General features: G+C 45.3%; 7 protein-coding genes and 1 pseudogene. 5 read left to right on the forward strand and 3 right to left on the reverse strand.

Features of this window, described 5'->3' with window-relative positions:
• The first annotated feature begins 127 nt into the window (after window positions 1–127).
• The 3 genes and pseudogenes from nirB (at window position 128) to nirD (ending at window position 4805) form a co-directional block, all read left to right on the forward strand.
• A complete protein-coding gene (nirB, locus tag JMY03_RS04405) occupies window positions 128–2713 on the forward strand; it encodes a nitrite reductase large subunit NirB (RefSeq protein ID WP_307833134.1) in 2586 nt (861 codons plus the stop codon).
• 385 nt (window positions 2714–3098) lie between these two features.
• Window positions 3099–4367: pseudogene (locus JMY03_RS13085) on the forward strand (IS256 family transposase).
• An 87-nt stretch (window positions 4368–4454) separates the two neighbouring features.
• On the forward strand, window positions 4455–4805 hold the full coding sequence (gene nirD, locus JMY03_RS04430; RefSeq protein ID WP_201559461.1) for a nitrite reductase small subunit NirD: 351 nt from the start codon (window positions 4455–4457) through the stop codon (window positions 4803–4805).
• A gap of 522 nt (window positions 4806–5327) precedes the next feature.
• Here the strand turns inward: nirD and JMY03_RS04435 are convergent.
• A complete protein-coding gene (locus JMY03_RS04435; protein WP_201601408.1) occupies window positions 5328–6449 on the reverse strand; it encodes a Fic family protein in 1122 nt (373 codons plus the stop codon).
• Window positions 6450–6801: 352 nt separating this feature from the next.
• Between JMY03_RS04435 and JMY03_RS04440 the strand changes: the two genes are divergently transcribed.
• Window positions 6802–7398, forward strand: a complete 597-nt coding sequence (locus JMY03_RS04440; protein WP_201601412.1) for an IclR family transcriptional regulator domain-containing protein — start codon at window positions 6802–6804, stop codon at window positions 7396–7398.
• A 44-nt stretch (window positions 7399–7442) separates the two neighbouring features.
• Here JMY03_RS04440 and dld read toward each other — a convergent pair whose 3' ends face one another.
• Both dld and JMY03_RS04450 read right to left on the reverse strand, forming a co-directional pair.
• The gene (dld, locus tag JMY03_RS04445; protein WP_201602149.1) at window positions 7443–9185 is read right to left on the reverse strand and encodes a D-lactate dehydrogenase; all 1743 of its coding nucleotides are present in this window, start codon (window positions 9183–9185) and stop codon (window positions 7443–7445) included.
• 26 nt (window positions 9186–9211) lie between these two features.
• The gene (locus tag JMY03_RS04450) at window positions 9212–10915 is read right to left on the reverse strand and encodes an L-lactate permease (protein ID WP_201601415.1); all 1704 of its coding nucleotides are present in this window, start codon (window positions 10913–10915) and stop codon (window positions 9212–9214) included.
• A 236-nt stretch (window positions 10916–11151) separates the two neighbouring features.
• Between JMY03_RS04450 and JMY03_RS04455 the strand changes: the two genes are divergently transcribed.
• Window positions 11152–12057: a LysR family transcriptional regulator gene (locus JMY03_RS04455; RefSeq protein ID WP_201601418.1), complete on the forward strand. Its 906-nt coding sequence runs from the start codon at window positions 11152–11154 to the stop codon at window positions 12055–12057.
• Window positions 12058–12154 lie beyond the last annotated feature (97 nt).

Below are 12154 nucleotides of genomic sequence, written 5' to 3' on the forward strand. Positions count from 1 at the left end.
TTAATAGTTATAGGCATCTAAGTATTAACGACTATCTATCATTGAACCATCTAAAAATTAACTTGCGACTTTTGGATGGGACATTAGATGAAAGTATTTAAGCAAACACATTACTGAGGATAGGCATATGAGTAACACTATAGTAAGTACGATGAATAAAGCTAAATTAGTGGTGATTGGTAACGGTATGGTGGGACATCACTTTATCGAGCGAGCCATAGAGCAAGGCTTACACGATCAGTTTGAGATTCACGTATTTGCTGAAGAGGATCGCCCAGCTTATGACCGGGTGTATCTATCGAGCTATTTTGAACATAAAGATGTGAGTAAACTAAACTTAGTGGACTTGAGCAGGTATGAGGATGCGCAGATTCAGTTGCATCTCAATCAGCGAATCACAAACATCGATGCCGCCAATCAATGTATCAGCACGGAAGACGGTACCCAGATAGACTATGCTGAATTGGTATTAGCAACAGGCTCCTATCCGTTTGTGCCGCCAATTCCAGGGCGCGAGCATCCGCACTGTCATGTCTATCGTACGATTAAAGATTTGGATGATATTCTCAGTACTGCTGAGCAGCCAAAAGTCAAAAAAGGTGTCGTGGTCGGGGGTGGCCTGCTTGGCCTTGAGGCAGCCAAAGCCCTAGTCACACTAGGATTAGAGACTTACGTAGTCGAGTTTGCGCCTCAGCTGATGGGCGTACAGCTCGATGCTGCTGGCGGTGATATTTTAAAGCGTAAAATTGAAGCCCTTGGGGTCAAGGTATTAACAGGTAAAAATACTAAGGCCATTATCGACAACACCCTATCGGATGAAGCATCGTGTCATTTAACCATGCAGTTCGCTGATGATACCTCATTAGATACCGACATGATCGTCTTTAGTGCGGGTATTCGTCCGCAAGATGGCATTATCAAAAGCAACCCTGAATGCGGTATTGAAATCGGCACCCGTGGCGGTATTCTGATTGATGAAGCCTGCCGTACCAATGCCCCGAATGTATATGCCATTGGAGAGTGCGCCGTATGGGACAACACCGTTTTTGGCTTGGTCGCGCCAGGTTATAGCATGGCCAGTATTTGCGCCGCTCAAATTGCAGGCGATCACGCTCAGACCTTTACAGGCGCTGACATGAGCACCAAGCTCAAATTGATGGGTGTAGATGTGGGCAGTATCGGCGATGCGCACGGTGCAACAGAAAACAGTTTGAGCTATTTATACCAAAACCCTGCTGAGGGTATCTATAAAAAACTGGTAACCACAGCGGATAATAAGCGGCTACTGGGCGCTGTATTGGTAGGTGACACTGAGGATTACAACAATCTCTTGCAGCTATTTCTAAACGATATTGACCTGCCTACCCATCCTGAAAGCCTGATCCTACCCAACGTAGAAAAACCCACCATGGGTATCGAGAACCTGCCCGATAGCGCTACGATTTGCTCTTGTTACAACGTTACCAAAGGTGCTATTTGTACCGCCGTTGAAGACGGTGCCTATACCATGGCAGAGGTAAAATCATGTACCAGTGCCGGTACAGGCTGTGGCGGCTGTGCGCCCATGGTAAAAGACACATTAGGCTATCAACTAACCGCGCTTGGTTTTGAAGTTAATAATGATCTGTGTGAGCATTTTGCTTACTCACGTCAGGAGTTGTATAGCTTGATTCGAGTACAAGGCATTAAGACATTTGATGCGCTATTAGATGAGCACGGTAGTGGTCATGGCTGCGAGATTTGCAAACCAACCGTCGCCTCTATTTTGGCGTCTTGTTGGAATGATTATGTACTCAAGCCCGAACTCACGCCACTGCAAGACAGCAACGATTACTATCTAGGCAATATTCAAAAAGATGGCACTTATTCGGTCGTGCCACGCGTACCTGGCGGTGAAATCACTGCAGATAAACTCATCATCCTCGGACAAGTCGCCAAAGAGTTCAATCTATATACCAAAATCACTGGCGGTCAGCGCGTCGACTTATTTGGCGCACGCTTAGACCAACTGCCCGATATCTGGACCCAACTGGTCGATGCTGGATTTGAGACGGGCCATGCTTATGGTAAATCTCTGCGTACAGTGAAATCTTGTGTGGGCAACAACTGGTGTCGCTACGGTGTCGATGACAGTGTGGGTTTAGCACTTAGACTAGAAGACCGCTACAAAGGCGTACGCTCACCACACAAAATAAAAATGGGCGTATCTGGATGTACCCGTGAGTGCGCTGAAGCGCAAAGCAAAGATTTTGGGATTATTGCCACTGAAAACGGCTGGAATCTCTTTGTCTGTGGTAATGGTGGCATGACCCCACGTCATGGCGAGCTATTCGCAACGGATCTTGATACGGATACAGTTGTCAAATATATCGACCGTATTATCATGTTTTATATCAAGACCGCAGATAAGCTTCAGCGTACATCCAAATGGCGCGAGAGCCTTGAAGGTGGACTTGAGTATCTACAGGCAGTCATTATTGAAGACAGTTTAGGTATCGCTGAGGAGCTAGAGTCACAGATGCAATTACTCATCGACAACTATGTTTGTGAATGGAAAGCCACCATTACTGATAGCGAAAAACTCAAACGTTTCCGTCATTTTGTTAATAGTGAGCAAGGCGATGACAATGTGGTATTCGTCACTGAGCGAGAGCAGATTCGCCCTGCAACCGATATCGAAAAGACGCAAATCAAAGTGACCGAATTGGCGTAATCTTAACGTGTCAGCGTCTATTAATATTAGGGCGTGTTGAACATTCGCAAATAGGCACTGCTGATTGCTAAAATTGTTCCAGACAAGGCACAAAGCGACGATAATGCAGATGCCTTAGCGAGATTTGTAACGCAGTATGGGGCAATTTTAGCATCAGACCCAACGATAAAAGCAGGGGACAGGACTCTTTTTTGCCGCTTCATCGTTAAAAATAAGCGCTTAGAATGACTAAACTTATTATTTTTAACATCGAATCGCCCTAAAAAATAGTCAAACGCTAGCCTAGCAGCCATGGTCGAATGTTCAACACGCCCTAGACGCTAAAAAGCGAGAGTTTCCCAAACTTTGTGTAACTGCTTATAATCCACTAACAGGAGAATAAGCAATGACTAACCAATCTGACATCAAGAAACTGGCTGAGCAAATGGCCAGCAGCATGAAAAGCTTCGATGACATCAAAGACTTTCAAAAGCAGCTCATGCAATCCTTTATCGATACTGCCTTAGAAGCAGAAATGGAAGAGCATCTCGGCTACCCCAAGCATGAAAAAGCAGAACCAAGCCTACGCGATAGAAGCGCGCTGAAATGAGACACACTAAAAAAAAAACCGTCCGTAGCGACACAGGCGATCTTGAGATCTCTACTCCCAAAAGAGACCGTGATAGCAGCGCTGAGCCTGTAAGCTTGTTAGTAAGCATCAACTACCCGTATCTCAGGTCTTGATGATAAAATCATATTCCTTTACGCCAAGGGCCAAACCACTACCGAGATTGTAGAGAGCATCAAAGAGGCTCTACGATGTCGATATCTCCCAGTAGCTTAGTTTCAAGAGTCACCGATAATCATCTTAGACGACATCACCGCTTGGCAGAACTTGCGGAGACCGCTGAGTAGTGTTTATCCTATCGTTCTATTTGGACTGCATTGTCGTCAAAGTACGTCAAGACAAGCAGATCATCAACAAAGCCATTTACCTAGCTCTAGGCGTCAATCTTAGTGGTAAAAAAGAGCTGCTTACTTGGTATGTGGCTCTCAGAGAATCGAAGGCGCTAAGTTCTGGCTAGGTGTTCTTACCGAGAGCTTCAAAACCGTGGCGTACAACGGGACATCTTAATCGCTTGTGTTGACGGTCTAAAAGGGCTTCCTGATGCCATCATCAATACCGTCTATCCAAAGCGAGCACAGGTTCAGCTGTGTATCGTACACATGGTGCGCTATTCCAATGAAGTTTGTGCCGTGGACGGATAAAAGGCAATAGCGGCTGATTTAAAAAGCCATCTACGGCGCTGATACGCTTGAGATAGCAGAGGCCAATCTTGAACACTTTGATGAGGTGTGGGGCGATAAGTACCCACTATGTCATCAAGTCTTGGCAGTAATAACTGGGAGGGCTTAACGGTGTTCTTTGAGTATCCGAGTAGACATCAGAAAAGCCATCTATACCACCAATGCTATTGAGTCTTTAAACAGCGTGATTCGGACAGCGGTGAATAAACGTAAGGTGTTTCCCTCTGATCAGGCAGCATTCAAGGTAGTATATCTGGCAACCCAGCAGGCCTCTAAAAAGTGGTCGATGCCCATCCGTAACTGGACGTCTGCTTTAAATCGCTTTATGATTATGTTTGATGACCGTATCAGCAAGCATTTAATCTAAACGGCAGTTACACAGAATTCGGGATGGTCTCTAAAAAGCATTTTTTGTTGTTGGTCTCATTTATATTTTACTATTAAGGATCTTCTGATGACTCAGCTCACTGTATGCAAAATCAATGATATTATTCCCGAGACAGGTGTCTGTGCGCTCGTGAACGGCAAACAAGTGGCTATTTTTTGCACCAAGCAAACACAGTTATTTGCGCTTGATAATTATGATCCGTTCAGCCAAGCCAACGTCTTGTCTAGAGGTCTGATTGGCGGCACCACTATTACCAACGAGGATGGCTCTGATGAAAATGTGCTATATGTCGCCTCACCTATTTATAAGCAACGCTTTAATCTTGCCACAGGTCAATGTTTAGATGACAAAAGCATTAGACTCGACACGTATAAAGTAGAGCTTGAGGGTAGCGATGTCATCGTAAAATATAACTAGGTATTTGTGTGTCTAGCACATACTACCTTCTAGACTATTAAAGCAGCCTTTGATTTTAAGAGTCGAAGGCCGTTTTATTCTTCATCAAACCTTTTGTCATCCCCTAATAAATTAATGAGATTGATGTCTGCTAGTAAGTTATCGATATTAAATAAGATTAGAACAGCTATTTGTGATTATTCATAAATCAACACTAAAATGACAATGCACATTTATCACACAGGAATAAGACATCTTGCTTTATTTTATACAATCAATAACTGCACAGTAGATGTATAGCAAAGTCTAAGCGCTTTTATCATCTTGAACAATCAGCTTGGACTCTATGTTGATCCCTTGTACATACAAAGAAGACCTTCTAAATGCAACCCTCTTATAAAGTTAAGACTTCCTTATCGTATCGAATATTTTAGACCTTCATAATGGAACCACTCATATTATGTCACTGAATGGGTTGTCTCTATTACCGCTTATTTGTATACTTTATTGCTGCCATAGCAGACTTGAACAATATAGTTTTTATCATAAAACCAACTCATAACTCGTACTGCGCCCTGATGCTACGGATTTTTGCATCATATCCTTCTCTATTAAATCATTAATATCTCTTAGTGCCGTGTCTATAGAACACTTAGTCATGGTCGCCCATTTTTTAGTGGTGAGTTTGCCATAAAAATCAGTCAGCAAAGTATTTAACATTTTCACCTGCCTGTCATTCAAAGCATGCTGTCGATGCGTCTGCCAAAAGCCCGCCTTACTGATAATTTTATCTGTAGTTTCTTGAGCTACAATGAGGGATTGCTCTAGCGTTTGTAAAAACCACATCAACCAATCCGTGATATCTTTATCACCTTTTTGCGTACGCTCTAGTATTTTGTAGTAGTCATTACGCTGTTTAAGGATTTGCGCTGACATACTATAAAAGCGTTGGGCACTGTTATCGCTTTTTGCCAGCATTCGTTCTGTGAGTGCTCGTGTTAGTCGTCCATTTCCATCATCGAATGGATGCAAAGTCACAAACCATAAATGAGCAATACCTGCTTTTATGACCAAATCTATATCTTCTTGCTTATTTGGCGAAGTGTTAAACCATAATAAAAATTTGTCTAGCTCATCTGGCAACCTATCTGCACTGGGTGCAACAAAATGAACCTGCTCACGACCATACCCACCAGACACTACTTGCATTGGTCCTTTACTATCATCACGGATACTGCCTGCTTGAATACGATAAAGCCCACTATATCCATCTGGAAATAATGCTCGATGCCATCCGAGTAAATCATCGAACAATAGCGGCTGTTGATAACGATAGGTAGCACTTAGCATCATCTCTACCACTGCATCGATCTCACGAGTAGTCGTTGGCATACTGGCATTATTTAACCCTAAATGCCGTGCAACTGAAGAACGAACCTGCTCATCATTTAGCGTCTCACCTTCTATCTCAGAAGTTTTGATAATCTCTAAGGTCACCGCATCTAATTGTGCCTCAACATTCAGATCGAACCCTAGTGTTAGCAGCTTTCCTAGTAAATGGCCTTGTAATATCCGCACACGACTGACGAGTGGCAATAGCTTCTTGTCCGACCATTGCCATTCAGTCCAGTTTGGATGTTCATGAATATAAGTAGTATGCTTCATACGTTCCCCAGAGATATGCAGAGATTAGAACAGTAATCTCCTTATATTATGCAGAGAATAAGCAGTAGAAACAATACGTAGAAATTCAAAAACGACAATAGCAGACGTAATAAGAATAGATTCTCAACGAACAAACATAGTTTTTTTGTTCTGAGAAGGGCTTGAGTAGAGGTAAAAACACTATAAAAATACAGTGCCCAAATACGAGTTAAATTTTATTGCATTATAATTTACATTGTGTTATTCAATTGAGTAATATTTACAGGCCAACAATATCAACGCGTGTAAGATATTGTCAGGATATGCACTTTGGTCGACCTACCTTGACATGGTATAGGTTACGCTCGAGTTTTTGCGTACTAATGAATACGGACAGTATCAATTGGGCAGTAATGCGGTGCGCTTGAGTGCCACGGCATGGAGTCGCCATGACATGGTAGCGTACGCTGAGCCATTACTGAGACAGTTTGCTAGCGAAAATGAGGTATCGGTGAATCTAGCAACCGAGGTGGAAGGAGAGATGCGCTATCATGCTTGCTGCCGTAGCCCCGCTCGCCTATCGGTCAACCTGCAAGTCGGCTCAGCGGTACCCGTGGCACGCACGGCGATTAGGCGAGCGTTTTATGCAGCAAGCTCACGGGCAAGGCAGGCGGTCATTATTAACAATTTAAAAGAAAGTTTGTCTAATGAAGCGTTTACTCATGCAAAAAGCGCCCTAACCTGCGCGGCAGAGCACTATGAGCAATACGGCTATACCGTCTCTGATGGGGAGTTTTCTACTGATATATTGGCAGTCGCGGTGGGCGTCTATGATATCGCCACGGGGCAATACGCCTATTCGCTCAATGCCAGTGTACCAAGCGCTAATTGGGCAGTGGACGACTATGCGGCAATCATAGTGCCAAAATTGCAGGCGTTGGCGGAGCGGATTGGCGGTGGTGATGCGTAAAAGTAAGCGACTGTCACTTCAAGCTTCATCACCATCATAAATGGCTATAAACAGCACGCGCAGTTGCGTTTGGTTTTTGGCATTTGACCGATACCAGGGTTAAAAGTATTGGTAGGATCTAGGCGCTCATAAAATTGCTGCAAATCAGGTTCGGCTTCATATAAGTGGCCGACATTATGCTCAGCAGGGTATTTGGCACCGCGCTTGTTTAATAGCTCAAGCATCATCTTTTTGATCTGCTTGGCATCACTGCCCTTTTTTAAAATATAATCTTGATGAAACACATAACAAAAAAAGTGACCGTAATACAGCTTTTTTTCTAAGTGCTGAGTGATGCTCTCAGGCAAATTTTCCAGCCAATCAAGCGTGTTACGCGGGATAGCAATATCGAGCGCCAGTATCTCTCCGGCGGTCTCTTCATGCATGACTTCATAACGTATGGCGGCCCCTGCGGCAGCAAAGCGATGCAAAAAGGCGCTGTCTGACTCAGCTTGCGTGCAGGTAAAATAACTGCCCGTTTCTGAGTCTGCAAAAAACGACTCTAAAAAAGACTGTGCCTCATAGATGCCCTCATCGCTCATTTTGATAATCAGGTGATGCTCATACTGGTTGCGGTACTCAAGCATGCGCTTGGGCAAATGCTGCGGCAATACTTGGGCGATCATTTGCATAACTTTATCGGTCAAATGATTGGGCACCCATGACCATTTACTCAGTTTGGCATCAATACTGCCTTTGATAGAAAACAGCTTAGGCAAAGCATTGGTACCCAGATGCTTGATGCTCAAAAAGGTGTCTTTGCCGTACTTGGCAGACACATCAAATATATCGCGGTGCATATATTCGCCCACTTCAGGGACGTTTTTAAAGCTTAATAATATTTGTCGTCTCAGTAGTGCCAGCTCATACACACTATTGCTACCGACATAAAAGGTTTGCTCTTTGGTTGCGGTGGGATACGTATCCAGGCGAACGGCAAAAACGGCCAACTTGCCTGCACAGCCACTGGCTTCATACAGCCTGCGCTTATCCGCATTAAAGCGGCTCGGCGTGTCGGCATTGACATCCTGTATTCGGGCGACATACTCTTTGTCTGAGGCCAGTTTGTTGCTTTGGGATAACTGTGACTTGTCAAAATAGCCGTTTTGTAAATTGGTGAGGATTTCTTCGGGCGTATCGCCCAAATCGACCTCTAAATGATTCACCAGTACCAGCTGACCGTGTTCATTAATCTGAGCAAACAGCGACAGCTCTGTATAAGCAGGGCCTCGTTTGACCAGCGCGCCGCCTGAATTATTGGAAACACCGCCGACGATTGACGCCCCCAAAGTCGATGAGCCAATCACCGAGTGCGGCGCTCGATTGACCGCTTTTAACTCGTTCTGCAATTGATGCAAAGTCGTACCCGGTAGGCTGATAATTTGCTCATTATCATTGATCAAATACAGCTTATTTATCGCCAGCGTATTGATCACCACCACGGGTCTGTCGTAGTCATCACCGCTGGGCGTTGAGCCTTCTGTCAGACCCGTTTTGGCCGCCTGCATGATGATGATACAGTTGCCCTCAACACAGATTTCCAGACATTGCCAAATCTCAAGCAGCGTTTGCGGAAACAACACTGCCAGCGCGCTACCGCCGCCTGAACGCCAGCCCATGCGGTAGTGTTCGTTTTTTGTTGGATCTGCCTGTATATTGGCAGCGCCCAGTATTTTGGTCAATTTGGCCAACACCTGATCTGATGGTAGCTGGCTTGTATAGAAAACGGTCGATCGATAACGGTTCATTACTTGCTCTTTTTTTTGCTGTGCATTCATAAGGTTAGCGGTCCTTGAAAGCCAAAGAGATAAATGGCTGCCATAACGATGATGCCACTGAACAACACATAATAGATGGTTGGTAAAATGGTGCGTCTTAGCGTCGCGCCCTCCATCCCAAGCAGCCCAACGGTTGCTGATGCCGCCACCACATTGTGAATGGCAATCATGTTGCCCGCCGCTGCGCCAACCGCTTGTGCGGCGATGATGAGTGAGGGCGAGATGTGCAAGCTCATGGCCGCTTCATACTGGAACTGACTGAACATCATGTTTGACACGGTATTCGAGCCTGCGATAAACGCTCCTAGAGCACCGATGGTTGAGCTGATGAGTGGAAAAGCACTGCCAAACGTCCCTGCAAACAACTCAGCACTGGCAACTGGCATACTCGCGACATCGGATAGATTGACCCCAGAGTTGATAAAAATCCGAACCATAGGGATGGTAAAGATAAGCACAAACCCAGCGCTTAAGACGGTTTTGCTTGATTCGCTCAAAGCATCACCCAGCGCACGCGTTGGATTTTTAGTTTGCACAAAAGCTGCGATTAAGGCGCTGATTAACAACAGGCCGCCGGGCAAGTATAAAGGACTAAAACCTGCACTGATATCGGCCTCGCCCAAAATCGTATTAAAATCTAGCGTAGCGCTGCTGAGCAAGTCCTTAAAGCCAGCAAACATTCTCGAACACACCAGTAGCAGCGCCACTAGCAAGTAAGGAAACCATGCCATCAGCGTAGACATGGTCTTGCCTGCTGGGGTGGCCACATCTTCTTTGCTGACCACCAGTTTCCCCATCCAATCGCTTGGCCAGCTGCTTTTGGCTTCAAAGTCCCACGTGGTCTTTGGTACCAAAAATCCTTTTTTAGCCGCCTGAATGACAATCGCCACACTGATCAGTCCACCAATCAACGATGGGAATTCAGGACCCAAGAAAATACCCGTTAAGGCGTAAGGTACGGTGAAGGCCAACCCTGCAAAGATAGCAAAGGGCCAAATGGCTAAGCCTTCTTTCCAGCTTTTATTTTTACCAAAAAAGCGGGTGAGCATCATCACCATCAGCAGCGGCATAAACGTCCCAATCACCCCGTGAATGATCGCCACTTGGGTGGTAATCAGTTGTAAAAATTCTTCCCATTGCATCCCTTCTTGCGCCAGCAGCGCACTGATGGCCACGGTATCTAGACCCTTATTGACTCCAATGACAATCGGCGTACCGACCGCCCCGAACGATACGGGCGTGCTTTGGATCATCATACCCATGAGCACCGCACCCAAAGCTGGGAAGCCGATCGCAACCAGCAGCGGTGCCGCAATCGCAGCTGGTGTGCCAAAGCCTGCCGCACCTTCCAAAAACGTCCCAAAGCACCATGCAATGATGATGGCTTGCACTCGGCGGTCAGGCGATACGTTGATAAAACCTGCGCGAATCACTGCAATAGCGCCCGTGTGTTTTAGAGTATTTAATAAGAACAGGGCACCAAAAACGATCCATAATACCGATATCGTAATCACGGTCCCTTGAAGAATAGAGGACGACACGCGGTTAAACGTCATGTCCCAAATAAAAAGTGCGAGCACGGCGGTCACCGCCAAAATGATCGGCATGGTTTTTTTGGCCGACCATTGTAGACCAATAAGAAATACGCCACTGAGTATGATTGGCAATAGGGCAAGTAGCCCATAGACAGTCTGATTCAAAATTCCCTCTCCCTGTTATCGTCTGTGCATCCTTAAACACCACTCTTAAACGCCGCCCTTAAACACAGTCCTTACATACAGCCACTCAATCGCTCAGATTAACAGCCTCATTGTGCTTAGGGTAGAATTCACACACTCTACGCTTTACAAGGGCAAAGATAAACAGCATGATCAGACAAGGTTATTTTCCTTTTTTGCTATAATACGAAATACATTACCCTGATTAGAGAATCGGTATGATTAAAGCTGATGACATGGTTTTGTTTGTTTTGGTGGTCGATGAAGGCTCTTTTTCCAAAGTTGCTGACAAACTGGCGCTGACCAATTCTGTAGTGAGCAAACGTATCGCGCGCCTAGAAGCCAACTTAAATGCACAATTGCTCTACCGAACCACCCGAAAACTCAGCTTGACCGATGCCGGCCGAACGCTGTATCACAAAGCCAAATTGGCTCAGCTTGCCATTCAAGAAGCGGAAAATGCTGTCATCGGCTATGGCGAAAACATGAAAGGCTATATCCGCGTCACCGCCCCTGTGGTCTCTTCTGACTTACTACTCAGCACGGCTATCGCTGAATTTTGTAAAAAATATCCTGAGATAACCGTAGAGCTATACATCACCAACCGTTTGATTGATTTGGTCGAAGATGGCTTTGATTTGGCCATCCGAACGGCGGAGCTTGAAGACTCCTCCTTGATTGTCAAACGCCTGATAGACAGTCAATGGGTGATTTGCGCCACCCAAAATTACCTCAACAAATATGGTACGCCGCAAACCCCCGCCCAACTGCAAAATCATGATTGCCTCATCTATAAATTTGATAACACCAGTAGCGACTTGTGGCCATTATTTGAAGACGGCGCGGAGCTGCTGCTGCCCGTCAGTGGCCGCTTCCATAGCAATCATTTAAGCGCGATCAAACATGCTGCGCTGAGTGATTTGGGCATTGCTTTTTTGCCGCAAGCACTAGTGTATAAAGCCTTTCAGCGCCAGACTTTAACCCAAATTTTGCAAGATTTTACCCGCAAGCGTATGGGGATGTTTGCGGTGTATCCTAAAGCGCGCCAGCCCGATCAAAAGCTCAAATTATTGGTTGCTTATTTGCAAGACGCGCTAAAAGACAAAGAAGCCTACTACTGCTAAAGCACTAGTTTTATAAGCGGACTCACACCCAACTGTTTTATCAGACATAAAAAAGCCACCTGTTTGGGTGGCTGATTTAATATTTTTCTGTGACATT

The organism is Psychrobacter submarinus (assembly GCF_904846685.1).
GTDB classification, from domain to species: Bacteria; Pseudomonadota; Gammaproteobacteria; order Pseudomonadales; family Moraxellaceae; genus Psychrobacter; species Psychrobacter submarinus.

What these genes read in the sequence shown, in the direction of transcription:
- nirB (WP_307833134.1), top strand. Translation starts at nt 128, where the DNA reads ATGAGTAACACTATAGTAAGTACGATGAATAAAGCTAAATTAGTGGTG.
- nirD (WP_201559461.1), top strand. Translation starts at nt 4,455, where the DNA reads ATGACTCAGCTCACTGTATGCAAAATCAATGATATTATTCCCGAGACA.
- JMY03_RS04435 (WP_201601408.1), bottom strand. Translation starts at nt 6,449, where the DNA reads ATGAAGCATACTACTTATATTCATGAACATCCAAACTGGACTGAATGG.
- dld (WP_201602149.1), bottom strand. Translation starts at nt 9,185, where the DNA reads ATGAACCGTTATCGATCGACCGTTTTCTATACAAGCCAGCTACCATCA.
- JMY03_RS04455 (WP_201601418.1), top strand. Translation starts at nt 11,152, where the DNA reads ATGATTAAAGCTGATGACATGGTTTTGTTTGTTTTGGTGGTCGATGAA.